Origin of the sequence: Streptococcus sp. sy010 (assembly GCF_007859175.1) — a bacterium.
Taxonomy (GTDB): domain Bacteria; phylum Bacillota; class Bacilli; order Lactobacillales; family Streptococcaceae; genus Streptococcus.
Genome location: NZ_VOHO01000005.1, coordinates 46,290 through 71,572 on the forward strand (window position 1 = coordinate 46,290; position 25,283 = coordinate 71,572).

Sequence of the window (25,283 nt, forward strand, 5' to 3'; positions counted from 1 at the left end):
TTCTCTAGTCCATAAGAGTCCTCATTTTCTTAATAAATCCAGCATCTGTAATCGCAACGACTTTTCTAGCTTTGCCCAGTGCTGTGCTTAATTCCAGTGTCGAAAACACTGTAGAGACTTCTATATCATAATAACGACTTTTATCAGTTACTGTCTTTGTTAAATTACTAGCCGCGTCATTAGCGAGAAAAACCAAGCCAACCTGCTGGTGTTGAATGGCTTTAACCACCAACTCCTCACCAGAAATCACACGACCTGCTCGCTGTGCCAAGCCTAGCAAATTTGACAATTTTTCTTTATTATTCAAGACCTAATTCTCTTCTTTTTACCTTATGATCCACATAAGCAATCAGTTCATCATAAAAAGTTTCTGGCACTTCCATAGAAAAGCTTCGATTAAAAACTTGTTTTTTCTTGGCTAGCTGTGCTTCTTGATTGTCCAACTTGATATAGGCACCTCGGCCATTTTTCTTACCTGTTGGGTCAATAAAGACTTCGCCTTCCTTGGTTTTAACAATGCGAAGCAAATCTCGTTTGTCAATCACTTCACCAGAAACGACAGATTTTCGTAAAGGTATTTTTCTTACTTTTGCCATCAAACACCTCTCCAATAGTTTATTCTGTAACGTCTTCTGTTTGTTCAGGAATTACTTCTTCTACACTTGAAAAAGGTTCATTTTCCATTGCTTCATATTCAGAAGCTGATTTGATGTCAATACGATAGCCTGTCAAATGAGCCGCTAGACGTACATTTTGCCCACGACGACCAATGGCAAGCGATAGCTTATTATCAGGCACCACAACTGTCGCGTGCTTACTGTTATTCTCATCAAAGATAACATAGTCCACTTCTGCTGGTGCAATCGCATTGTAAATAAACTCTGCGGGGTCTTCTACCCATTGGATGACATCAATATTTTCTTCTACAGGAACCAATAAACCTGTCTTTTGATCAAGACGTTTAGGGTGGAATTTGCTCACCACTTTCTTAATGTTGGCACCACCACGACCGACGATGGTTCCAATCGCTTCAACATTAGGATTATGGCTACGAACCGCTACCTTGGTACGATCTCCTGCCTCACGCGAAACGCTCATGATTTCTACTGTGCCATCAAAAACTTCTGGAATTTCTTGTTCCATCAAGCGTTTGATAAATTCTGGGTGACTTCGGCTCACAAAAACATTGACTCCACGAGGATTATTTTCAACCTTGTAAACGTAAACTTCGATGCGATCATGAGATTTGAAAATTTCACCTGGAATCTGGTCTTGCTTAGATAACTGAGCTTCAATCGAACCTAGATTAACATAGATAAAGCGATCATCGAAACGTTCAACCGTTCCCGTCATAATTTCACGTTCATGCTGCTTGTACTCGTTAAAGGTCACCTCTCGCATTTGACGACGCATGCGTTCCATAATCGTTTGTTTAGCTGATTGGGCAGCCACACGACCAAATTCGGTTACTGATTCTTCAAAGCGAATTCTATCTCCCAATTCATAGACAGGGTTAATGGCAAGGGCGTCTTTTAGACTGATTTCCAAACGACTATCAAAGACCTCATCAACCACTTCACGCACTGTATAAACCTGAAAATCTCCAGTTTTTTCGTTAAATTCAACAACGGCACTTTCAGATTGCCCATAACGACGGCGATAGGCTGATTTTAGAGATTCAGTCACTGCCTCAATAATATCTGCTTTATTGATGTGTTTTTCTTCTTCCAAAATACGGAAGGCTTCTAACATTTCTTTAGTCATAATCTTGGTCTTTTCGACCTTCCTTTCTAAAATTTCACTGCAAGACGAGCCTTAGCCACCATCTTGTAAGGAATCTCAACTGTTTTTTGACGAGTCTTATCCAAGTAAGCCATTTTCAAGGTTTCACCATCAAAAGCCAACAAATCGCCTTCAAAAATCTTAACCTTATCAATGGCTTGATAAAGACTGACATTGATATATTTCCCAATAGCTGCAGTAAGACTATCCTTGGTTTTCAAAGGACGTTCCAAGCCTGGACTAGACACTTCTAAAAAATACTGGTCAGGAAACGGGTCAGGCTGAATCGTGTCTAAAAGTGGGCTAATAATCTCGGTCAATTCTGCTGTGTCTTCTACGCTAATCCCCTCAGGTTTATCAACGAGTACAGACAACACATAATCGCCACCCATTTTTTCGTACTCAATATCCACTAGCTCAAACGGCTCTGGAATTGCTGGAGCAATGACTTCTATCACCTGTTCAATAAGTGATGCCATGGCATACCTCCTTGTATAGCTAAGAGGACCAAGATACACCTCAGTCCCCCTCTTCTTTATTAGTTAATTTCATTCTATCACATTTTCTTTATCAATGCAAAGAAAATCATTTTTTGTTAACTAAGTCCTATACATCGATAAAAACTTACTTTTATTTTTAGCACAATTTCAATCAATAGTCATTTCTTTAATCAATAGAACTGCTGTACTACCATTAACATAACGAATAATTTTAGTCTGCTCTGTCCTAATGATAAAATATTGAGTTTCCAATTTATACCTCTCTCAACTGAAATTGATAAATAAAAAGCACCTAGAGTAAATCTAAATGCTAAGATAGGCAGGACTGTCGGGGCTCCTGCATTTCTCGACCCACTAAGAAAGTGGCGCGTTGGTGACAGATTCTCAACCTCTATCTTTATCTTAATTATACTACTGCTACTCTTTTTTGTAAACAATTTTATTTAACAAGAAATTTAAAAACAGACCATCTATCCCCAAGCTAAGAATTTTTCATCTGGCAATTCTCCACTATCCCACATTTGCTTAACCACTCCTCGAGCTTTATTCGCAAAATAAGGACAACCATCTTTCTTATCGAATGCAGATAGTTCCACGATTTCAACATCTCCTGTAGTTGTATTGATTTCCACCATACCAGGCCCTGGATAATTTTCAGGAGTATAAAAATATCCTATGCGATTTGAATTCTTTATCTTTTGCAATAACAACATCATCAAAACGCCTTTCTTAAAGTCTAATAAAACCTATAAAATCAATAGGATAAAAGGAGAGGAGGGGATTCGAACCCCCGAGCCCCGTGAAGGACTACACGCTTTCCAAGCGTGCGCACTCGGCCACTATGCGACCTCTCCATTATGTGAGCTAGGCTCACATTCAAAATAGTTTATTTCTTAGCAAATTGAGCTTCCAAACGGTAAATGACTTGACCTTTGTTGGAGAACTTACGCTCATATTCTGTCATCACATTGCCCTCATAGTCGCTAGCGTGCAAATCTAGCCAGACTTGGTTCAATACCATGCCATACTGCGATAAAGACGCTAAACTATATTCGAACAAGCCACGATTATCCGTCTTAAAATGAATCTGCCCCTCTTCTGGTAAAATTTGCTCATAGGTTTCTAAAAAGGTTTTGTAAGTCAAGCGACGTTTCTCATGACGAGTTTTAGGCCACGGATCACTAAAGTTGAGATAAAGTAAATCAATCTCACCATCAGCGAAATAATTGGTTAAACTTGACCCATCAACCAAGAGTAATTTAATATTTGGAAGATTACTCTCTAAAACCTTATCCAAGGCATAAGACAAGACCGAACGCTGAATATCAATACCAATATAGTTGATATGGGGGTTTTTTGCTGCCATGCCAGTGATAAAAGATCCCTTACCACTACCTACCTCAATATGAATCGGCTGTTCATTGCCAAAAACCTCTTGCCAGTGTCCTTTGGCTTCTTCTGGCTTCAACACCACATACTGTGGATTATTTTCTAGGTGTTCTTCAGCACCTTTACGTTTTCTAACTCTCATTTTTACTTTCTAAATGTTTCACGGAATTTTCTAAGTTCGTAGATTTCTTGATTGACATGCTCCATATCACGACTATCAAAGCATTTGATGATTTGTGATAAGTAAGAAAATTGACCATACCAGTATAACTTATTCATGACCTTTTCATTATACTTATAACCATACAAGGCCAACCATTCCTGCCAACGAACACGAGGGATATAATGGCTCAAAACATAGGCTACATCATACATACGATCAGTTAGGCGAACAGAATCCCAATCCACTAAATAAATCATGCCACTGGTTGTAATCACCCAGTTGCTATGACAAACATCCCCATGGACAATAGTCGCCAAATCTGAACGAAATTCTGGCAAACTACGTTTGAGTTCCTTAATCACTAATTGTAGGTAAGAATTTTCTTGCAGTTGTAACGGTGCATTCTTTTCCCAATCCACCAATAAATCATAAGGATTTTCAATCTTAAAATTAAGTTGCAACAGTTGATTAACCAACGCTTTAGAGCGATGCATCCGAACCAAAATTTGAACAACTTGTTTACTATTCATATCCTGTTTGGTCAAAATCCGACCATCTAACCATTCTTGAGCACTCATCATGTCGCCATTGCCCATACGCTTAGCCCACAACAGTTGAGGAGCAATCTGTTCCTTGGCTAGAGCAGCAAGGATAGGAGTGGTATTCAATTTGACAAAAACTCGCTCACCATTAGGATAAGTTCCCATATAAGCCTGACCACTGTTACCTTTAAGAAGAGTTAATTGTAATTCTTGATCTGTACCAGCCATTGTTTTTCCTCCTATTTTTCTATTGAGCCTTATCATCTTACATTGTACTTGTTTTCAATCACTTAGTCAAACTTGACTTAACTTTTTTGGGTAAATAAAAGAAACCTAATAGCAAACCTCCGACAGCAAACAAGCCACTAAAACCAAAAAAGAAAGAACAACTGGTTTGGATGATATAAAAGATTAAAAACAAACGTTGCAAGACACCTTGAAGGGCTACACTTTTATCTGCTTGCTTAGGATATAAACGTGTTAGATACTGGTAGTCATAATGACGTCCCAAAGCCGTCATTTGAAAAAGCCACAAGTAATTAAACAGCAAACCTAAAGCCTCGGATAGCCATGGATTAGAAATGGTTACCAAACTTAATAGAGATAAAAAGAACAATCGAAGTGTCAAATGTAGATAATCGCCACTACGCACAAAGGCCTGAGCGTAAAGTTTGGACCATAGACTTGGTGTCTTGCCTGACAAAAACGTGATAAGGCTATCTAAATAAGCCCTTCTCTTAACTGGGCTGGAAATGCCTTTCACATCTGTAAAGAGTGAGAAAAATTTTAAAATTGCCTGCTTGCGTCTTTGTTCATAAGCAATAGCCTTTGACCAATGCAAAGATGAAGGTTGAAAAAAGTCTCTAATTTTCCAAGACATCAAACCAGCCTTAACTACCCAAAGTAATACCACTAATAGTAAAATCTGCCAACTCGTCCAACTCAATTTTAGTAGAAGTGGACTTAAAAATAAGACACCTATTGTTTGAAGACTTCCCCAAAGTAAGACACTTCTCTTTAAGGCTTTCTTAATTTCTCTTCTGACCTCTGCTTCTTTTACCAATAAAAACAATTGGTCTGCTGGTTCTAAGTAAGTCGCGACCCGACCCATACTCAATAAAATCAGCAAAAGCAATACAATCACTGACCAAATGGGCCAGGTTTGGCTAGGAAAATCATTTAATAATTTGCTGTATTCCACCATTACAAAGCCTGTCAGAAAGACTAGAATCAAAACAAAATGGTCATTTAACACATAGCGCAAGTATTTCAGACAGAGCTGATGAAAATCGAAACGTCGTTTACCAAAAAGCTCTCTCATAGACTGCCACTTTCCTCTTGGGTCAAACTTAAATAAATATCAGTGAGACTAGCGGATGGTTTTGCGAAGCTTTTTTGTAAATCAGCCAGACTACCTTTAGCCTTGACCTGACCATGATGAAGGATAACAAATTCATCACACATCTTTTCCGCGGAATCCAACACATGAGTACTCATAAGAATGGCTGTTCCTTTCTCCTTTTCCTCCATAAGCAAGTCAGTCAAATCCTTGATAGCTACTGGATCAAGCCCCAAAAATGGCTCATCCACAATCAAAAGGCTAGGTTCAACCATCAAGGCTGAAATAATCATCACCTTTTGTTTCATTCCCTTAGAAAAATTGACTGGAAACCAATCCAACTTATCTGACAAACGAAAGATTTTTAATAGACGTTCAGCACAAGCCATGGCTTTTTGTTGATCCAAATCATAAGCCAAGATGACAGTTTCCAAATGCTCCTTTAAAGTTAATTCTTCATACAAACTAGGTGTTTCCGGAATTAAGGCTAGCTGCTTACGATAATTAACTGGATCCGTAGATAAGGTCAAACCATTTAAGCTAATTTGTCCTTGATAAGGCGTTAAAAGCCCAATAATCTCGCTAATCGTCGTTGATTTTCCCGCTCCATTCAGACCAATCAAACCAACCAACTGCCCCTTGTTTACTTCAAAACTCAAGTCTTTCAAAACAGGGATATTGATATAGCCCCCTGTAACATGTTCTAGTTTTAACATCGTCATTTTCCTTGTTATAAGATTACCTTTCATTTTATCATATTATTTGATTTAGACAAAATCCTAAACAAAACAAAAGAAATCCATTCTCATTTTCTTAAAGCAATCTAATCAATCATAAAATGACTTTTTCACAGACCAGTGACTAACAATATGCTATACTGATAGTAAATTAAAGAAAAGAAGGTTGAGCTTATGGAAAAATGTATTTTTTGTCAAATCGTTGCAGGTGACATTCCTGCTAGCAAAGTCTATGAAGATGAACACGTTCTCGCCTTTTTAGACATTACCCAAGTCACCAAAGGCCATACCCTTGTTATCCCTAAAAAACACGTTCGTAATCTCTTAGATATGGATTCAGAAACTGCCCAACAGGTCTTTGCCCCTATTCCACAACTAGCACGTCGCTTACAAACCGTTACTGGAGCTAGTGGACTTAATATGCTTAATAATAGCGAAGCAGTGGCTGGACAGACCGTCTTTCATGCCCATATTCATCTTATTCCAAGATTTAATGATGAAGACGGCTTAACTATCGACTTCAAAACCAATGAACCCAACTTTGAACAACTCAGTCAGTTAGCTAAGGCGATTACAAATGAGGTATAAAAATGAAATTAAAAACCTTTATCTTGTCAGGATTAGTCGGAGCAACGCTTTATAAACTCTATGACAATCGTCAAGTCATCGAAACAGAAGTCAAGGATAAAACCAATCGTATCCAGCAAGGAAAACAAGACCTTGCTAAAGCTCAAAAGAGTTTGAAAACCATCCAAAAAGAAAGTTTACAGGCAAGTAAACTAGGCCAAGATTTCTCTTATCAAGCAAGAGTTTTCCAGATTGAAACCCAAGCAACTTTGCGAGAAATCAATAAACTATTAAGTAAATACAAAGCAACAGAAACCAATCCTAAATAAAAAACAACCAAGAAAGTAACTTCTTGGTTGTTTTTCATTTTAGTTAACTCTTATTCTACTATAGTGTTAACAACTGGAGTTTCTACCACTTGTGGTGTTTCAATTACATTAGACACAACTGGTTGCTCATAGACAGACTCTACAGGAGTAGAATACACAGGGTAACTTTCAGAATAGCTTGGATAGACTTCTGGTGTCACTTGACTAACTTCTGGAACAACAGGAACAGACACGATTTCGCTAGCTGGTACTAGCATACTGTCAACGGAACTGCTCTCATAACTGCTCACTTGTGTGTCGGCTTCTACTACTGAAGAACTATCATTCTTGTCTTCACTACTTTCAGAAGAGGCTTTAGTTTCGTTGATGGCAATCTTACTGTCCAAACCATATAAGGTTTCATAAACGACTGCACTGGTTTTTAATTTCGACTGATTTGTTTTCAAGCCTAACTCTTTCTTAATGCGATTTTGAATATCCAAAAGATGTTCTGCTGTGACCACTTGATAAGAACCACCGTCAGCCATGGTGGCATCTTCTCCACGAAGTTGATAGCTCTTGATATTTTTCAAAGCCTCTCGATAGCCCAACAACTTAGGAATAGTTTTCGTTGATATTTCCACGTTAGTCTGCATGTTACTGCTGACTGCTGAAAGAATTTTACGGTAGTTACTAATGCTGTCCAAGGCTAAAATTTTCGCCATGATTTTCTTAATCACTTCTCGCTGACGTTTTTGGCGTCCATAATCACCATCTGGATCGTCATAACGCATGCGAGCGTAAACTAAGGCTTGATCGCCATTGATTTTGTGAGTTCCTACAGGCACTGTTGCTGTATAGGCTGGCTCTTGTTCATATATTTGAATCGGAAAATCAAAATTATTGGTTACGGTAATTCCACCAACAGCCTCTACCAAATCAACCATCCCTTGCATATTGATTTGCATATAATAGTCAATGGTAATATCCAAAAGATCCTGAACTGTCATGATAGCCATCTGAGCACCGCCAGCAGCATAGGCAGCATTTAATTTGGCCTCAACTCCAGTCATGTCATTTTTCTTTGGCCCTGATAGTTTAATTAAAATATCTCGTTCCAAACTGGTCATGGTTGTTTTTTTCGTTTTAGGATTAACCGTCACCAAAATCATAGAATCACTATTACCTTGCCAACGATCCGTTCGATCGGCACTACCTGTATCCACTCCCATCAACAATATGGAAAAAGGTTTAGTCTGCTTAATGGCTTGACTAACATTTTTCGAGGTTTGATAGTTCTTAAAGGTTTTTGCAAATTCACTATTCGTGAAACTAGATAGGGTCGTAAAATAAAGCCCCACTGCTAGTGCTGTCGTTGCTAAAATCGCAACAATCATGATACTAATTTTTTTTCCAATGCTCATGCTGTCTTCCTAATCAATCATTTTTCCCATGATATAGACATCAAGAAACTCACCTGTACTTGTCTTAGCTCCACGTTTCTTAACGCCTTCTATCTCAAAACCAATCTTTTCATAAACATGGACGGCACGCTGATTTCGTTTTTGTACGGTTAATTCCAAACGACGAATCACTCCAGATTGTTTGGCCCACTCAATTGTTTCAGCCATCAAAACTTGACCTAAACCATAACCCCAATACTGTTTTTTAATGCCGATAAAAATATCTCCAATATGATTAACCCGCTCGTGAAAATCACTGGTGACATTAAGCACACCAACCACTTCTGAACCTTTCTTAGCTAAAAGGCAGAGCTGATTGACCGATTCTTGTCGATGCTTGATAAAATCAACCATCTGCTCAGTTGTCATCAAAATGCCCGCCTCGTCCAAGGTCATAAATTCACTTTCTCCCCCTATCTGATTGAGGGTTTCAACCAGTGCTTTGGCATCATTTGGTTCTGCTTCTTTGATGATAAATTCTTGTTCAGCCATGACTAATGACCTCCTTTAGTTGATTGGACCGTTTTCCCTTAGGGACTAATGACACATAACGACCTACGTCTTTTGTTTCAATCACAACTTCCATATAATCATTCGTAAAATCTGCACCCAATAAGTGTCCCCATTCAATAACAGTCACACCATTGCCATACAAAAACTCATCTAAATCAATAGAATCTGGGTCATTACCAATACGATAAACATCTAAGTGATATAAGGGCAAACGCCCCTCATACTCTCTGACAATGGTATAAGTTGGGCTCTTAATCATTTGATCAATCCCTAGACCTTTGGCGATTCCCTTGGTCAAGGTGGTTTTACCTGCACCTAAATCCCCTGTCAACACGAGCACATGACCAGCTTCCAAGGCTTGACCAATACGATAACCAAAAGCAATCAATTCATCTTCGTTACAAATGTCAAACATATTCCTATTTTAACACAATTTAATTTCCTAAACCAGTCACAACTGATAAATATAAAAACTAGAGTTACCCCTAGTTTCCTTTTTTAGATTAACAAAAAATTAACAATAAATAGACCATCTAAAACCCATACTATCGGTTGGATATCCTTTGCTCGTCCTTGAACCAGCTTACTAAGTGTATAAAAGAGAAAGCCAAAAGCAATCCCATTTGTCAGACTATAACCAAAGCCCATAAAAATTGACGCAAAGAAGGCTGGAATGGCTTCACTCATATCATCCCATTCAACATGCTTAAGACTAGAAATCATCATAATACCAACCATAATCAAAACGGCAGCCGTTGCTTGATTGGGGATAATGGCCAACAAAGGACTGAAAAAACTAGATACCATAAAGAGTAAGGCAACTACCAAGGCAGTAAGCCCTGTGCGTCCTCCTGCTGCAATACCAGCCGCCGACTCCACATAAGTTGTTACATTTGACGTGCCAACCACAGCTCCTGCTGTTGTCGCTAACATATCAGCATAAAGGGCTTTTTCCATTTTGGGATCCAGGTCTTTAGCATTCTCACTCGTCGTTTTGAAAATCTGTGCTTTTTGACTGGTTCCAATCAAAGTTCCAATCGTATCAAACATATCTGTCAAAGCAAAAGCAAATATAGTCATCATAACTTCTAATAGACGACTCGAATCAGCAAATAACGTGCCCAATCCAGTAAAGGCTGCTCCAAAAACTAGTCCCAATTCTTGAAAAGCTGTCACAATATTGTTTGATGCAAAATCAATAGCAGATAAATCAACAATTCCAAGAAAAATAGCCAGCAAGGTAGTTGTAATCATGGCTAGCATGATACCGCCTTTAACATGACGAATAACAAAGATAGCAGTAATGATAATCGCACAAAGCGACAATACCACACCAGCATTATCAAAAGAAACAAGAGCAGGAACTGCTGAAGCATTACCAATGATAGTCGCTCCTGCTTTATCGGCTCCTTCACCAACGACGGTATAGGTATTCGGATTTAAAGTAAAGTTAAGTAAACCGGCATTTTTAATCCCTAGATAAGTTAAAAAAATACCAATACCACCACCAATGGCATGCTTAATATTTTCTGGAATAGAAACAATAATGATTTGACGTAATTTCGTCAAAGTAATCACCATGGCAATACAGCCACAAAGAAAGACCATCGCTAAAGCTTCTTGCCAAGTATAACCTTGTGCAAAAACAACCGTATAAGTAAAAAACGCACTCATACCAATACCAGATGCTTGAGCATAAGGTACATTAGCATAAAGGGCCATAATTAAGGTACCAATAACTGCACCAATAATAGTCGCAAGAAAAACCCCTTGAATAGGCATACCAGTCTGGGATAACGTTGTCGGATTAACAAAAAGAATATAAGACATGGCAAAGAAAGTGGTTATTCCTGCTATAACTTCCCTGCGAACAGTCGTACCATACTCTTTTAACTGAAAAAACGTTTTCATTTAATGACGAAACTCCTTTTTTAGAATGTTTTAGATATTATACCACAAAAACATTCGTTTTTCAATTGTTTTTTTGTTGTTTTTTAGATAAAAAATAAAATATACACATATTTTACGTATATTTTATTCTCTGTCTAAAAAAATCAAGGTCATCATCTGTAAAAAAGTAAAACCAGCAATAAATGGTAGGGCTGACCAAGAAACAACGTCAACCATACTATTAACCACCGTCATCGGATTCGTTAAGGCGTCCCAAGAATTTAAACGTGCATATCGACCAATATGAATGGCAAAACTTGATAAAAAGGATAAATTACCAATCACCAAATAACGTAGGTAAATATTTTTCACCCCTAAACTATTGAAAATCAATTGCAAACTCAAGACCCCAGATAAAACACCAAACAAAATGCTAGACACATAGAGCATGAACATAATCATACTCGAACGATCCCATAGAGCCTGACCAGCAAAGGACATGTGAATAATATCTGTCAGCATGTAGAAGGTATTAGGATAAAAGAGTAACCAAAGTAACACTCCTACAAGCTTCACAAAAGTATTTTTTGTACGATAGGTCAAATAAGCAAAATCCAAGGCTACCAAGGCCAAAAACATATTCCAAATTAGATTAGGCCCACTGGTCATATAACGGAAAATACCTGCCGATATCACCAACCAAAACAGATGAATTAAACTCATTTTTAATTTCATGTCATTTCTCCTTCTTGCAAAACTATTTTCCTATTATAACATAGTCATAAATAAATACGATTGATTAGCTTGTCTTGTGAACTCTTTGTTAGGTTTTGACATTTTAATCTAATATTTACTCATTTTTGCAACTTTTTGTCACAATCTGTTATAATAAGAACATGACTAAAAAAATAATTGCAATTGACTTAGATGGCACATTACTCCACAGTGATGAAACCATCTCTACCTACACTGTCGAAACCTTAAAAAAAGTAGAAGCTTTAGGACATACCATTATTATTGCCACTGGACGTCCTTATCGTATGGCGCTAGACTATTATCGTCAATTAGGCTTAAAAACACCGATGATCAATTTTAATGGTGCCTTGGTTCATCTGCCTGAACAGGCTTGGCCTCATGAACTAGACATTCGCCTTGATCCGAAATATATCTGGCAATTACTTGACATTAAAGAAGACATTGAGCTTGACTTTCTAGCGACAGAATATCGAGATAAACTCTTTATCAATTTTGAACACCGTGATCAAATTGAGCCAAAACTTTTTGGGCTCAAAGAAATTACAGATGATTTAGAACTGATTCCTAACAAGGTGACCACTGGGCCAAATGCACTTTTGATGAAAACCAGAGTCGCTGATAAGTATGCCTTAGCTGAACAAATCAAAGAACACTTTAACCATAGCCTTGAAGTTGATTCTTGGGGGGGACCATTAAATATCTTAGAATTTTCTCCCAAAGGGGTCAATAAAGCAATGGCACTGCAGCATTTACTAACTGCTCTGAACTTGGATGAAAAAGACCTTATCGCTTTTGGTGATGAGCATAACGACACTGAAATGTTGGCTTTCGCCCAAACAGGATACGCCATGAAAAATGCCAATCCGATTCTTTTAGAATTTGCCGATCAGCAATTGCCTTGGACCAATAATGAGGATGGAGTTGCCAAACAATTAGAACAACTTTTTTTAACATAAAAATCAGAGATGCCCAATAGTTTTGAGCATCTCTTTTATGCTTGTCATTTTTCCTTTTGACTGATTTTCATCTATTTTTGATAAATTTTGTCATTTTTTCTCGGATAACCTTGACATTTTCTTGAAAACGTTTTAAAATAGCTATGTTCTTGAATTTCGTTTGAAGGTGATACTAATTTAGTATGACACAAAATGAAAAATAATTAAAAGGAGGAAAATCAAGAATGGGTATCGGTATTATTATTGCCAGCCATGGTAAATTTGCTGAAGGTATTCATCAATCAGGTTCCATGATTTTCGGGGAACAAGAAAAAGTTCAAGTTGTCACTTTCATGCCAAGTGAAGGACCAGATGATCTTTACGCACACTTTACCAATGCTATCGCTCAATTTGATGCTGATGATGAGATTCTTGTCCTTGCTGACCTTTGGAGTGGTTCGCCCTTCAACCAAGCAAGTCGAATCATGGGAGAAAATCCTGAGCGTAAATTCGCCATCATCACTGGCCTCAACTTGCCTATGCTAATTCAAGCTTATACAGAACGCATGATGGATGCATCTGCTGGAGTTGAGCAAGTTGCAGCTAACATTATCAAAGAGGCTAAAGAAGGGATTAAAGCCTTGCCAGAAGAATTGAACCCTGCTGAAGCCGCTCCTGTTGTTGCTAAAACTATCGACGCACCACAAGGGGCTATTCCTGAAGGAACAGTTATTGGTGATGGTAAGTTGAAAATCAACCTTGCTCGCATTGACACACGTCTCTTGCATGGTCAAGTCGCAACAGGTTGGACACCCGCTTCAAAAGCTGATCGTATCATCGTTGCATCTGATACAGTTTCTCAAGATGAATTACGTAAACAATTGATTAAACAAGCCGCTCCTGGTAATGTTAAAGCAAATGTTGTACCAATCCAGAAATTGATTGACGTTTCAAAAGACCCTCGCTTTGGTAATACTCATGCGTTGATTTTATTTGAAACACCTCAGGATGCCCTTCGTGCGATCGAAGGCGGAGTTGAGATTGAAGAATTGAACGTTGGTTCAATGGCTCACTCAACTGGTAAAACAATGGTCAACAATGTACTATCAATGGACAAAGACGATGTTGCTGTCTTTGAAAAATTACGTGACCTTGGTGTCAAATTTGACGTCCGTAAAGTACCAAATGATTCTAAAAAAGACTTGTTTGACCTAATCAACAAAGCAAACGTTAAATAAGCTATATAAAAGAAAGGATTTATCATGGATATTTCAATTATTTCTGCGATCTTGGTGGTCGTGGTTGCCTTCCTTGCTGGTATGGAAGGAATTCTTGACCAATTCCAATTCCATCAACCAATCGTTGCTTGTACCCTTATCGGTTTGGTAACAGGTAACCTTATTCCTGGCGTTATCCTAGGTGGAACACTGCAATTTGTCGCTCTTGGTTGGGCAAATATCGGAGCTGCCGTAGCACCTGATGCGGCACTTGCTTCCGTTGCTGCTGCCATTATCTTGATTAAAGGTGGTGACTTCTCAGATCAAGCCATTAGTGTCGCTCAAGGTCTTGCTATCCCACTTGCTGTTGCTGGTCTTTTCTTGACTATGCTCGTTCGTACCGCTTCTGTCGGTTTGGTTCACGGAGCTGATGCTGCTGCTGAACGTGGTGACTTTGCTGCACTTGAACGCTACCATTTAGTAGCTCTTTCTCTTCAAGGTCTTCGTATCGCTATTCCTGCTGCTTTCCTACTTGCTATTCCTTCTGAAAGCGTAAAAGCTGCACTTGAGTTGATGCCAGAGTGGCTAAGTGGTGGTATGCAAGTTGGTGGTGGTATGGTTGTTGCCGTAGGTTTCGCTATGGTTATCAACATGATGGCTTCTCGTGAAGTTTGGCCATTCTTTGCCCTTGGTTTTGCTCTTGCAGCCGTTAATGATTTAACACTAATCGCCCTTGGTGCTATCGGTGTTGCTCTTGCCTTCATCTACCTTAACCTTTCTAAAAAAGGTGGTAACGGTAGTGCTAGTGCAGGGTCACACGATCCAATCGGTGACATCCTAGAAGATTACTAAGAGGAGGCAATAACATGGCAGAAAAAATTCAACTTTCACTAAGTGATCGTAAAAAAGTTTGGTTCCGTTCACAACTCCTTCAAGCATCTTGGAACTACGAACGTATGCAAAACTTAGGTTGGGCTTATGCTTTAGTTCCAGCTATTAAAAAACTTTACACGAAAAAAGAAGATCAAGCAGCTGCACTTAAACGCCACATGGAATTCTTTAACACGCATCCTTATGTGGCTGCACCTATCTTTGGGGTAACACTTGCTCTTGAAGAAGATCGTGCCAATGGTGCAGATATTGATGACGCTGCAATCCAAGGGGTTAAAATCGGTATGATGGGACCTCTTGCAGGTATCGGCGACCCAGTATTCTGGTTTACTGTTCGTCCAATCATTGGTGCCCTAGGAGCTTCACTTGCTATCGCTGGTAACGTTCTTGGACCAATCATCTTCTTTGTCGCTTGGAATGCTATTCGTATGGCTTTCCTATGGTACACACAAGAATTTGGTTACAAATCAGGTAAAGAAATCACTAAAGACATGTCAGGTGGTATCCTACAAGACATCACCAAAGGAGCTTCAATCCTTGGTATGTTCATCTTAGCTGTTCTAGCTGAGCGTTGGGTATCAATCAAGTTTGCTTTCAATGTTTCAAGTGTTCCACTTTCAAAAGGAGCTTACATTGAGTGGGATAAACTCCCAGCAGGTAGCGAAGGTATCAAAGAAGCCTTTGCTCAAGTTGGAGCGGGTCTTTCACAAACTCCTGAAAAAGTAACAACTTTCCAACAAAACTTGGATGGTTTGATTCCTGGATTTATGAACGTTCTTCTTGTATTCCTCTGCATGTGGTTACTCAAGAAAAAAGTATCTCCAATCACTATCATCGTTGGTTTGTTCATCGTTGGTATCCTTGCTCGTTTGGCAGGTATCATGTAAAATAAGAAAGGTTGGGAGCTTCTCCTAACCTTCTTACTTTACTCATGGAAAGGAAAATACATGGCACAATCCCTCAATAAAACCGTCCTTCTCCAAACAACAGGAGTGTCTTATCTTGGTATTGGTAGCAAGGTCGGCAAGTTTCTCATTGGTCCAGAAGCCTTAGAGTTTTACCCTGACGTCAATGTTGAACAATACCTTCAAATTCCTTGGTCTTCTGTAAACTACATCGGAGCAAATGTATCTGGTAAAAAAATCAGTCGCCATTTTGAAGTGATGACACAGCAAGGTAAATTTCTTTTTGCGTCCAAGGATTCTGGCAAGATTTTGAAAATCGCTCGTGACATTTTAGGAAATGATAAGGTTGTCAAACTTCCCACTCTTTTACAAATGATTGGGCAAAAACTACTCCCGAAAACTCGATAAAACCTTTACTTTTATAAGAAAGTTGGGTATAATGAAGACAACGGATAAGTAAAGATTAGTTACTTTTCAGAAAGCCTACGGTCGCTGCGAGTAGGTAAGGACTAATGTTGAAATTCTACCGTTGTTTATTATTACATAGATGATTAAGTGCACAAGATTTGTGAAGTTGGATGGAACCACGCCCTTGGCGTTCCAACATAGCTCATCTTGTGCTTTTTTATAGGAGGAATTTTATGTTAGATTTAAAACGCATTCGTAATGACTTTGATCATGTTGCTGAAAAACTAGCTTTGCGTGGCGTCAGTCAAGAAACTTTAACACAATTAGCAGAACTTGACCAAAAACGTCGTCGCCTTTTGGTTGAAACAGAAGAGCTTAAGGCTGAACGCAATCTTGCTTCTGCTAATATTGCCCAAGCTAAACGCAACAAAGAAAATGCTGATGAGCAAATCGCTGCCATGCAAAAACTATCTGCCAAGATTAAGGAAATCGACAATGAACTACTGGAACTTGATCAACAAGTAGAAGGTATCCTAGTTGTCTTGCCAAATACACCGCATGACAGTGTGCCAGTTGGGGCTGATGAAGAAGACAATGTAGAAGTTCGTCGTTGGGGGACGCCTCGTGAATTTGATTTTGAGCCAAAAGCTCACTGGGATTTAGGTGAGGAACTCAATATTTTGGATTGGGAACGTGGAGCTAAGGTGACCGGTGCTCGTTTCCTTTTCTATAAAAATCTCGGTGCTCGCTTAGAACGTGCCCTTTACAATTTCATGCTTGATGAGCATGCGGCAGAAGGTTATACCGAAATTATCCCACCTTACATGGTCAATCATGACTCTATGTTTGGTACAGGACAATACCCAAAATTCAAGGAAGACACTTTTGAATTAGCTGACAGCAATTTTGTCCTTATTCCAACTGCTGAAGTTCCTTTGACCAATTTCTATCGTAACGAGATTATCAACGGTAAAGATTTGCCAATCTACTTTACAGCCATGAGCCCATCTTTCCGTTCTGAAGCAGGTTCTGCCGGTCGTGACACGCGTGGTTTAATTCGTTTGCACCAATTCCATAAGGTAGAAATGGTCAAATTTGCCAAACCTGAAGAATCTTATGAAGAATTAGAAAAAATGACAGCTAATGCTGAAAATATCCTACAAAAACTTGGCTTACCATATCGTGTTTTAGCACTTTGTACTGGAGATATGGGTTTCTCAGCTGCCAAAACTTATGATCTAGAAGTATGGATTCCAGCTCAAAACACCTACCGTGAAATTTCTAGTTGTTCAAACACAGAAGATTTCCAAGCTCGCCGTGCCCAAATTCGTTACCGTGACGAAGCTGACGGTAAGGTGAAACTACTTCATACCTTGAACGGTTCTGGTTTAGCTGTTGGCCGTACTGTTGCAGCCATTTTGGAAAACTATCAAAATGAAGATGGTTCTGTAACCATTCCTGAAGTACTCCGTCCATATATGGGAGGACTTGAGGTGATTAAACCTTAACATCAAATAGATAAAAACTCAGTTAACTAGCCTAACTGAGTTTTATTTTGACATTTGACAAAAGAAAAATCACGCTAAGCGTGATTTTTTTATTCATTCATAGAAACGTGAACATGATCCATGTGGTTTTGTGTTGCACTACCACGGTCTGGCATTAAGTTCCAAGTATTAGCTGGGCCATAAATATTATTTACTGGCGAATAGAAACGTTGTTGCCAAATAACATAAGAAATATCATTATTAGCAATATTATCAACAGCGTATTGAGCTACTTGGTCACCTTGAGCAACACTGTCAACCATAATATCTACTGCTAAACCTTGACCATGATCATCATTTGAATTACGATAACCACCAATGTCACTGATACCAAATTCATTACCTACTTGTGATTGGAAAGCTGCTGTCTTAGCTTGCATACCAGCACTGTTGTAAGTCAATGTTTGATTGGTTGTAGTATCTTGAGCTACTTCCTCAACGGGAGTTTCTACTTGTTCAGTAGGAATTTCTGTTACTGGTTGCTCTTCTGGCACTGTTGATTCTGCTGGTGTGACCACTTCTTCTTGAGCAGGAGTTTGCTCTGTACTCGCTTCAACAACTTGTGTCACTGCTTCTTCAACAGGATTTTCTGTTTGAGCGTAACTTTGATTCGTTTCACTAGATTCAACAATTGATTGAGTCACTTCTTCAACATTTGGTGTCTCTACCACATCACTCGCTACTACTTCAGAAGATGGGGTTTCTACAGACATCTCTGTTTCAACAGGTAGATTCTCTGTAGCCTCACTGGAATCAGAACTCTCTGATACCGTTTCACTTGTTACAACTTCACTACTAAATACTTGTTCTTCAGATTCAGAAACTGTTTCTGATGTTGCTGACTCTACAGGCACTACTGTTGTCTCTGTTTCAACAGATGTATTCTCTGTCACTTCAGTTGATGACGAAGTTTCTGATACCGTTTCACTCACAATTGTTTCGCTAGTTGGCACTGATACTTCTGGTGATTGTTCTACCACAGGCGTTTCAGAATTAGTTGTAACAACTTGGCTAGCCACTTCATTCTGAGCCACTGCTACCGTTTGAACAACCTGATTAGCTGGATCTGCTTTTAAATCACTTACCTTAACCGTTTGATCTTTGAGAATAACCTCATTAGTCATTAAATCAGCTTTGACAGTCATTTCTTCTGTTGCTGATGTTTGAGGAACATCTACTTGAACAGTCTTAACATCTTGATTATTATCATAAGTAATTGTCAATACTGTATTAGGAAGAATAAAGTTAGCATCTGCAATATTATTTAGATTAGCCAAAACATTGACTTCTAATCCAACTGCTTCTGCAATACTACCTAATGTATCACCATATTGAACCGTATAAGTAATTTTATTGTTTTCTTTAACTAAACCTGCTCTAATCTCTTCCACAGAACGTGGTGTCCAAACCAATCCTTCTTCTGCTTGAACTTGATTAACTCCAAAGATCGATAAGGCCATTGTTGATAATAAAAGAGATTTTTTAATAAAGTTTTTTGACATAATTTTTTCCTCTTTGTCTAATTGTGATTACAATGATAACATAAAAATCAGACGAATTAAAGGCATTTTTTCTTTATTAAAGGAATTGTAGTTTCTGTTATCTGTTCTTCATTTTTGTAACCTAAATGATACATTTCCTTATTTCTTAATCTAGCGTAAACTAAATCCCCACTTAATCAATGTTAAGTGAGGACTGAGATAGTTGACTAGTTAGCCACTTTTTTTGCTAGGGCAAAGTTACCCAAGGTCGCAGAGCCATTATTAGCCACTGCAGGCGTTACAATATACTCTTTTACTGGTGGAATTGGTAGATAGTCATTGAGCAAGTCTAGGAAGTGCTGATGAACTAATTTAATCATGTGGTCCTGAGCCATAACCCCACCACCAAATACGATCACTTCTGGACGAAACATCATGGTTGCTTGAATAGCTGCTTGAGCAATATAATAAGCTTGTTTATCCCAAACCTCATGCTCAACAGGAATATTTTCGCCACGAATGCCCGTACGAGCCTCTAGACTTGGACCGGCTGCCAAACCTTCTAAACAGCCTTTATGGAAAGGACAAACTCCCTCAAAATCGTGATCCTTATCATGTTTCATCATATAAGTGTGCCCCATCTCTGTATGACCAACCCCTCCGATGAATTCACCATTTTGATAAGCACCTGCTCCAATCCCTGTACCAATGGTATAATAAACCAGATTGTCAACATTCTGGCGAGCAATGACTTCACCATAAGCTGAACTATTAACATCTGTTGTAAAGTAAAATGGCACTTGTAAGGCTTCTTTCATTGGGCCAATCATATCAACATTTGACCAATCTGGTTTTGGCGTTTTTGTCACATAACCATACGTTTCTGATGCTTCATCAATATCAATTGGACCAAAAGAACCCACAGCTACGGCTGCTAAATTATCAAATTGTTGAAAAAAAGCAATCGTTTTAGCAATGGTTTCCTCTGGCTTAGTTGTTGGAAATTGTGTTTGCGCAACGACTTCAAAGTCTTCATTACCAACAGCACAAATAAACTTTGTACCACCTGCCTCAACACTACCATATAATTTTGTCATATTTTACCTCATTCTTAATACAGAAAGAGGTTGATGTTAATCAACCCCTTTTGTTTGAAGGGAAAACTCCCTTATTTGACTTGTAATAACTCGCTACCTTCTTGAACATTGCCACTTGCCAATGTTTCAACTGCTACAAAATCTGCTGTATTGGTTACGATTACCATTGTCGTATCATCAAGACCTGCATCCGCAATCGCTTTAGAATCAAATGTTCCAAGCACATCACCTGCTTTAACAGTTTGATTGGCTTTCACCTTTTGAACAAAACCTTTGCCATTCATTGATACGGTATCAATACCAACATGGATAAGAATTTCTGTACCATTAGTTGATTTAATCCCATACGCATGACCTGTTTCAAAGGCAATTTCAACTGTTCCATCAACTGGCGACACAACTTGATTACCAGTTGGTTTAATCGCAATTCCTTTACCCATAGCTTCTGAAGCAAAAACTGGGTCATTAACGTCTTTTAAGTCAACAACTTGACCTGCAAGTGGAGCAAAAAGCGTTTCTTCCTTGACTACAACCTCTGTAGCTGCTACTGGAGCAACTTGAGGTGTCTCAGACTTTTTTACGTCTTTTACCTCATCTTCATAACCAAAGAAGTAGGTCAAACCAAATCCTGCTGCAAATGACACAGCAACCATTAGTAAGTATTGGAACAATTGACCATTTAGGTAAAGAAGCGTTCCAGGAATAATTGTAATACCAAATCCTGTACCTGCAAGACCTAAGATAGAAGCTACTGCACCACCGATAGCACCTGCAATCAATGATAAGAAGAATGGCTTACGGAAACGTAAGTTAACCCCGAAGATAGCTGGTTCAGTAATTCCCAAAAAGGCTGAAAGAGCTGCTGGGAAAGCAAGAGCTTTTAATTTAGGATTTTTCGTTTTCACACCAACCGCTACTGTTGCAGCTCCTTGAGCTGTCATTGCTGCTGTGATAATAGCGTTAAATGGATTAGCACCTGTATTGGCAACCAATTGTGATTCTAGCAAATTGAAGATATGATGAACACCTGATACAACGATAATCTGATGAACTCCACCAATTAGCAAACCACCAAGTCCAAATGGTAAAGCAAGTAGGCCTTGTGTGGCAACTAGAATGCCTTTTTCAACCACATGGAATACTGGACCAATCACAAATAGACCAAGTAATGACATCACAAGAAGTGTGATAAATGGTGTCAATAGCAAGTCAAGTACTTCTGGTACAACCTTGCGTACTGCTTTTTCAAATTTAGCACCAATAATACCAATGATAAAGGCTGGTAAAACTGATCCTTGTAAACCAACAACTGGAATGAAACCAAAGAACGTCAAGGGTTTAACATCACCACCTGAAGCAACTGCCCAAGCATTTGGTAATTGCCCTGCAATTAGCATCATCCCCAAAACAAGACCAATTGTTTGGTTACCACCAAATACACGGAAAGTTGACCATACAACCAAGGCTGGTAAAACAATAAAGGCTGTATCTGTCAAGATTTGAGAGTAAACATTCAAATCTTCCGGCAAGGTATAACCCAAAGCTCCCAACAAACCACGAAGCCCCATAAACAAACCAGTCGCTACAATTGCTGGAATAATTGGAACGAAAACATCACCAAACGTACGAACGGCACGTTGGAACCAGTTACCTTGTTGAGCTGCTTCTGCTTTTTGCTCACCTGTCGTTGCTGTTGGCAAACCTAAAGCAACCACTTCATCATAAATTTTATTAACAGTTCCAGTACCAAAAATCATTTGGTATTGACCTGAATTGAAGAAAGCACCTTGAACTTTCTCAATATTTTCTGCTTTTTCTTTGTCAATCTTCGACTCATCAACAACCATGATTCTCAAACGTGTCGCACAATGAGCAACACTTTTAACATTCTCACGACCACCGACAGCCTCGATGACTTCTTTTGCAATTTGCTTGTTATCCATTTTGCAAAAAACTCCCTCTATATAAATTTTTCTTACCGAGTGTAAGCGTTTCACTCGTTATTACAACTATTATTTTATCATGATTAAAAAATATGTCAAGCGTTTTGCAGAAATTATTTTTTAATTTAGCAAAAAGATTGATTTTTTAGCAGAAAACGTTTACTATATAGTTAGAAGAAGTATTTTAGATTAGAAAGAGGATAACTCATGGTAACCTTACCAACAGAAATTCGTTACAAGCCTTATCATCAATGGACTGAAAAAGAAATTCAAGACATTAAAAACAATATTGCTAAATCACCTTGGAGAGCCAATTATCACCTAGAGGCAAAAATGGGACTTCTTAATGACCCCAATGGATTCTCTTATTTTGACGGTAAATTTCACCTTTTTTATCAAAATTTTCCTTTTGCTGCCAGTCACGGTTTGAAACAATGGGTACATACTACCAGTACTGACCTTGTTCATTTCACAGAAACAGGTGTTACCATTCAACCAGATACACCACTAGATAGCCATGGGGCTTATTCTGGCTCAGCCTATGAAGTTGACGACAAACTCTTCATCTTCTATACAGGCAATGTTCGTGATGAAAACTGGGTGCGTACTCCTTTACAAATTGGTGCTTTCATGGATAAAGACGGACAAATCGAGAAAATTAAAGACATCCTTATCCCACCTGCTACAGATGCTACTGAACATTTTCGTGATCCACAAATTTTCAAATATCAAGATCAGTTTTACGCTATCGTTGGTGCACAAAATCATGACAAACAAGGCTTTATCAAATTATATCAAGCTATTGATAATGACGTTACCAAGTGGCAGGAAGTCGGTAATTTAGATTTTGCTGGCACTGGCAGTGAATACATGATTGAATGTCCAAATTTAGTCTTTGTTGACAATCAACCAGTTTTACTCTACAGTCCCCAAGGTCTAGACAAATCTGAACTAAACTATGACAATATTTATCCAAACACTTATAAAGTATGTCAAGCGTTAGACACAAAAACAGCTACGCTCATCAAACCTTCACCAATCTACAATCTTGATTATGGCTTTGAAGCTTATGCTACTCAAGCCTTTAACATGCCTGATGGCACTGCTTATGCTATCAGTTGGATTGGCTTACCAGACGTTGATTACCCAACAGATACTTATGACTATCAAGGAGCTATGAGTCTGGTTAAAGAATTACACATCAAAAATGGTAAACTCTATCAACAGCCTGTCGCTGCTATGACAAACTTACGTCAAAGCCAAGAAATTCTAGCCAATAAAACAAGCACCAATAACTGCTACGAACTAGAATTTGAAGTCGCTGAAAATAGCCAAGCTGAATTACTTCTATTTACTGATACCAATAACAATGGTCTAAAAATCACTACTAATACTGAGAAGGGAACATTCCAAATTGATCGCTCTCAAGTTGGTGAACAATATGCTCTTGAATTTGGTACCAGTCGGAGCTGTTCAATTCCTAAACAACAGACAAAAATACGCCTGTTTGTTGACAAATCCATCTTTGAAATTTTTATCAATGATGGAGAATATGTCTTAACTGGTCGTGTCTTTCCAAATCAAGAACAAACAGGCATTTACTTAAATTCTAATAACATATCAGGAAATTTCTATCAATTGAAAGGATAACACCATGGTTGCTAAACTAACAGACGTTGCTGAACTAGCTGGAGTCAGTCCAACAACCGTTTCTCGTGTCATTAACAACAAAGGCTACCTTTCTGAAAAAACAATTAACAGAGTTAAAGAGGCCATGAAAACTCTAGGCTACAAGCCCAATAATCTCGCTCGTAGCCTACAAGGAAAGTCAGCTAAACTAATTGGACTCATCTTTCCTAATATTAGTAACATTTTTTATTCTGAACTCATTGAATACCTGGAAATTGAACTGTTTCGTCAAGGTTATAAGGTTATCATTTGTAATAGTCAAAATGATCCTAAAAAAGAAAAAGAATACCTAGAAATGTTGGCTGCTAATCAAGTAGATGGAATCATCTCCAGCAGCCATAATCTTGGTATTGATGATTATGAAAAAGTCGAAGCAGCCATTGTTGCCTTTGACCGCAATCTCGCACCAAATATTCCAGTCGTTGCATCAGATAATTTTGAAGGAGGCAAATTAGCCGCTCAAAATCTAATAAAGGTGGGGTGTCAAAAGATTATTATGATTACTGGGAATGATAATTCTAACTCTCCTACCGGCTTGCGTCATGCTGGTTTTTATAGCATTTTACCAGAAGCATCAGTTTTCAACATTCCTAGTCACTTCTCAGCTATTCGTAAAGAAATGGAAATTAAAAATATTCTTCTAGAAGAAAAACCAGATGGAATTTTTGTTTCAGATGACTTAACAGCTATTTTAGTGATGAAAATTGCTCAAGATTTAGAGATTACAATCCCAGAACAATTAAAAATCATCGGTTATGACGGCACTAATTTCGTTGAAAAATATTTTCCACAATTAACAACCATTAAACAACCTATTCAAGAAATTGCCGTACTTTGTGTCGAAATCTTATTAAAACAAATCGCCAAAGAAAATGTTAATAAAGATTACATTCTACCTATTAGTTTATTACCTGGTTCTAGTATTTAACTCAAGTTAGCTTATTCTAACTTGAGTTTTTCATTATAATCTGAAAATAAAAAGCATTGAGAATAGTCTCAATGCTCCATCTACTCCGCCAGTAGGACTCGAACCTACGACATCATGATTAACAGTCATGCGCTACTACCAACTGAGCTATGGCGGAATATCAATAGCTAAGCGACTACCTTATCTCACAGGGGGCAACCCCCAACTACTTCAGGCGTGCTAGGGCTTAACTGCTGTGTTCGGCATGGGTACAGGTGTATCTCCTAGGCTATCATCACTTAACTACTCTGATT

27 protein-coding genes, 2 tRNA genes and 1 rRNA gene are annotated in these 25,283 nt (G+C 38.5%); 10 read left to right on the forward strand and 20 right to left on the reverse strand.

Features of this window, described 5'->3' with window-relative positions; all coding sequences use genetic code 11:
• Positions 1-4: 4 nt before the first annotated feature.
• From FRX51_RS05235 to FRX51_RS05280, 10 genes are all read right to left on the reverse strand, one after another.
• Entirely contained in the window at positions 5-307 is a 303-nt protein-coding gene (locus FRX51_RS05235; RefSeq protein ID WP_146496501.1) for a YlxQ-related RNA-binding protein, read from the reverse strand.
• On the reverse strand, positions 300-596 hold the full coding sequence (rnpM, locus tag FRX51_RS05240; RefSeq protein ID WP_146496503.1) for an RNase P modulator RnpM: 297 nt from the start codon (positions 594-596) through the stop codon (positions 300-302). Before rnpM ends, FRX51_RS05235 begins: the two co-directional genes overlap by 8 nt.
• A gap of 19 nt (positions 597-615) precedes the next feature.
• Complete coding sequence (nusA, locus tag FRX51_RS05245; RefSeq protein WP_146461891.1) at positions 616-1,764, reverse strand: transcription termination factor NusA; 1,149 nt, start codon at positions 1,762-1,764, stop codon at positions 616-618.
• A 26-nt stretch (positions 1,765-1,790) separates the two neighbouring features.
• Complete coding sequence (gene rimP, locus FRX51_RS05250) at positions 1,791-2,261, reverse strand: ribosome maturation factor RimP (protein WP_146496505.1); 471 nt, start codon at positions 2,259-2,261, stop codon at positions 1,791-1,793.
• 491 nt (positions 2,262-2,752) lie between these two features.
• On the reverse strand, positions 2,753-2,998 hold the full coding sequence (locus tag FRX51_RS05255; RefSeq protein WP_186627138.1) for a hypothetical protein: 246 nt from the start codon (positions 2,996-2,998) through the stop codon (positions 2,753-2,755).
• A 51-nt stretch (positions 2,999-3,049) separates the two neighbouring features.
• A tRNA-Ser gene (locus FRX51_RS05260) sits at positions 3,050-3,136 on the reverse strand.
• Positions 3,137-3,168: 32 nt separating this feature from the next.
• Positions 3,169-3,813 (reverse strand): tRNA (guanosine(46)-N7)-methyltransferase TrmB, encoded by a 645-nt coding sequence (gene trmB, locus FRX51_RS05265; protein ID WP_146496509.1) that lies wholly within the window; start codon positions 3,811-3,813, stop codon positions 3,169-3,171.
• 2 nt (positions 3,814-3,815) lie between these two features.
• Positions 3,816-4,604: a cell cycle regulator CcrZ gene (gene ccrZ, locus FRX51_RS05270; protein ID WP_146496511.1), complete on the reverse strand. Its 789-nt coding sequence runs from the start codon at positions 4,602-4,604 to the stop codon at positions 3,816-3,818.
• Between the two features lie 58 nt (positions 4,605-4,662).
• Positions 4,663-5,697 (reverse strand): ABC transporter permease, encoded by a 1,035-nt coding sequence (locus FRX51_RS05275; protein WP_146496513.1) that lies wholly within the window; start codon positions 5,695-5,697, stop codon positions 4,663-4,665.
• Positions 5,694-6,431 carry an ABC transporter ATP-binding protein gene (locus FRX51_RS05280; RefSeq protein WP_146496515.1) on the reverse strand — a complete coding sequence of 246 codons (738 nt, stop codon included), beginning with the start codon at positions 6,429-6,431 and terminating at the stop codon, positions 5,694-5,696. Before FRX51_RS05280 ends, FRX51_RS05275 begins: the two co-directional genes overlap by 4 nt.
• Before the next feature lie 195 nt (positions 6,432-6,626).
• Between FRX51_RS05280 and FRX51_RS05285 the strand changes: the two genes are divergently transcribed.
• Together FRX51_RS05285 and FRX51_RS05290 are read left to right on the forward strand one after the other, a co-directional pair.
• Positions 6,627-7,040 carry an HIT family protein gene (locus FRX51_RS05285; RefSeq protein WP_146496517.1) on the forward strand — a complete coding sequence of 138 codons (414 nt, stop codon included), beginning with the start codon at positions 6,627-6,629 and terminating at the stop codon, positions 7,038-7,040.
• Positions 7,041-7,042: 2 nt separating this feature from the next.
• Complete coding sequence (locus FRX51_RS05290; protein WP_146496519.1) at positions 7,043-7,348, forward strand: hypothetical protein; 306 nt, start codon at positions 7,043-7,045, stop codon at positions 7,346-7,348.
• A 50-nt stretch (positions 7,349-7,398) separates the two neighbouring features.
• Here the strand turns inward: FRX51_RS05290 and brpA are convergent, their stop codons facing one another.
• From brpA to FRX51_RS05315, 5 genes are all read right to left on the reverse strand, one after another.
• Positions 7,399-8,751, reverse strand: a complete 1,353-nt coding sequence (gene brpA, locus FRX51_RS05295) for a biofilm formation/cell division transcriptional regulator BrpA (protein ID WP_146496521.1) — start codon at positions 8,749-8,751, stop codon at positions 7,399-7,401.
• 9 nt (positions 8,752-8,760) lie between these two features.
• The gene (locus tag FRX51_RS05300; protein WP_146496524.1) at positions 8,761-9,282 is read right to left on the reverse strand and encodes a GNAT family N-acetyltransferase; all 522 of its coding nucleotides are present in this window, start codon (positions 9,280-9,282) and stop codon (positions 8,761-8,763) included.
• Positions 9,275-9,718 (reverse strand): tRNA (adenosine(37)-N6)-threonylcarbamoyltransferase complex ATPase subunit type 1 TsaE, encoded by a 444-nt coding sequence (tsaE, locus tag FRX51_RS05305; RefSeq protein WP_146496526.1) that lies wholly within the window; start codon positions 9,716-9,718, stop codon positions 9,275-9,277. Before tsaE ends, FRX51_RS05300 begins: the two co-directional genes overlap by 8 nt.
• 83 nt (positions 9,719-9,801) lie before the next feature.
• Positions 9,802-11,214 carry an NCS2 family permease gene (locus FRX51_RS05310; protein ID WP_146496528.1) on the reverse strand — a complete coding sequence of 471 codons (1,413 nt, stop codon included), beginning with the start codon at positions 11,212-11,214 and terminating at the stop codon, positions 9,802-9,804.
• A gap of 123 nt (positions 11,215-11,337) precedes the next feature.
• Positions 11,338-11,928 carry a DUF1361 domain-containing protein gene (locus FRX51_RS05315; RefSeq protein ID WP_146496530.1) on the reverse strand — a complete coding sequence of 197 codons (591 nt, stop codon included), beginning with the start codon at positions 11,926-11,928 and terminating at the stop codon, positions 11,338-11,340.
• A 161-nt stretch (positions 11,929-12,089) separates the two neighbouring features.
• On the opposite strand from FRX51_RS05315, the gene FRX51_RS05320 reads away from it, so the two are divergent.
• From FRX51_RS05320 to serS, 6 genes are all read left to right on the forward strand, one after another.
• Positions 12,090-12,905 carry a Cof-type HAD-IIB family hydrolase gene (locus FRX51_RS05320; protein WP_146496532.1) on the forward strand — a complete coding sequence of 272 codons (816 nt, stop codon included), beginning with the start codon at positions 12,090-12,092 and terminating at the stop codon, positions 12,903-12,905.
• Positions 12,906-13,129: 224 nt separating this feature from the next.
• Positions 13,130-14,122 carry a PTS sugar transporter subunit IIB gene (locus FRX51_RS05325; RefSeq protein WP_146496534.1) on the forward strand — a complete coding sequence of 331 codons (993 nt, stop codon included), beginning with the start codon at positions 13,130-13,132 and terminating at the stop codon, positions 14,120-14,122.
• Between the two features lie 30 nt (positions 14,123-14,152).
• Positions 14,153-14,953, forward strand: a complete 801-nt coding sequence (locus tag FRX51_RS05330; protein ID WP_186627136.1) for a PTS mannose/fructose/sorbose transporter subunit IIC — start codon at positions 14,153-14,155, stop codon at positions 14,951-14,953.
• Between the two features lie 14 nt (positions 14,954-14,967).
• Entirely contained in the window at positions 14,968-15,879 is a 912-nt protein-coding gene (locus tag FRX51_RS05335; protein ID WP_146496539.1) for a PTS system mannose/fructose/sorbose family transporter subunit IID, read from the forward strand.
• Between the two features lie 60 nt (positions 15,880-15,939).
• The gene (locus tag FRX51_RS05340) at positions 15,940-16,305 is read left to right on the forward strand and encodes a DUF956 family protein (RefSeq protein ID WP_146496541.1); all 366 of its coding nucleotides are present in this window, start codon (positions 15,940-15,942) and stop codon (positions 16,303-16,305) included.
• Between the two features lie 233 nt (positions 16,306-16,538).
• The gene (serS, locus tag FRX51_RS05345) at positions 16,539-17,813 is read left to right on the forward strand and encodes a serine--tRNA ligase (protein ID WP_146496543.1); all 1,275 of its coding nucleotides are present in this window, start codon (positions 16,539-16,541) and stop codon (positions 17,811-17,813) included.
• Positions 17,814-17,902: 89 nt separating this feature from the next.
• Here serS and FRX51_RS05350 read toward each other — a convergent pair whose 3' ends face one another.
• From FRX51_RS05350 to FRX51_RS05360, 3 genes are all read right to left on the reverse strand, one after another.
• Entirely contained in the window at positions 17,903-19,354 is a 1,452-nt protein-coding gene (locus tag FRX51_RS05350) for a LysM domain-containing protein (RefSeq protein WP_146496546.1), read from the reverse strand.
• A 206-nt stretch (positions 19,355-19,560) separates the two neighbouring features.
• Positions 19,561-20,430 (reverse strand): fructokinase ScrK, encoded by an 870-nt coding sequence (gene scrK / locus FRX51_RS05355; RefSeq protein ID WP_146496548.1) that lies wholly within the window; start codon positions 20,428-20,430, stop codon positions 19,561-19,563.
• 71 nt (positions 20,431-20,501) lie between these two features.
• The gene (locus FRX51_RS05360) at positions 20,502-22,373 is read right to left on the reverse strand and encodes a sucrose-specific PTS transporter subunit IIBC (RefSeq protein ID WP_146496550.1); all 1,872 of its coding nucleotides are present in this window, start codon (positions 22,371-22,373) and stop codon (positions 20,502-20,504) included.
• Positions 22,374-22,580: 207 nt separating this feature from the next.
• Here FRX51_RS05360 and FRX51_RS05365 point away from each other — a divergent pair, with 207 nt between their 5' ends.
• Positions 22,581-24,023, forward strand: coding sequence for a sucrose-6-phosphate hydrolase (locus FRX51_RS05365; protein ID WP_146496552.1), 1,443 nt, complete (start codon positions 22,581-22,583; stop codon positions 24,021-24,023).
• 4 nt (positions 24,024-24,027) lie between these two features.
• The gene (locus FRX51_RS05370) at positions 24,028-24,990 is read left to right on the forward strand and encodes a LacI family DNA-binding transcriptional regulator (protein WP_146496554.1); all 963 of its coding nucleotides are present in this window, start codon (positions 24,028-24,030) and stop codon (positions 24,988-24,990) included.
• Positions 24,991-25,073: 83 nt separating this feature from the next.
• Here the strand turns inward: FRX51_RS05370 and FRX51_RS05375 are convergent.
• Together FRX51_RS05375 and rrf are read right to left on the reverse strand one after the other, a co-directional pair.
• A tRNA-Asn gene (locus tag FRX51_RS05375) sits at positions 25,074-25,147 on the reverse strand.
• A 9-nt stretch (positions 25,148-25,156) separates the two neighbouring features.
• Positions 25,157-25,272: ribosomal RNA gene (gene rrf / locus FRX51_RS05380) — 5S ribosomal RNA — on the reverse strand.
• Positions 25,273-25,283: the final 11 nt, after the last annotated feature.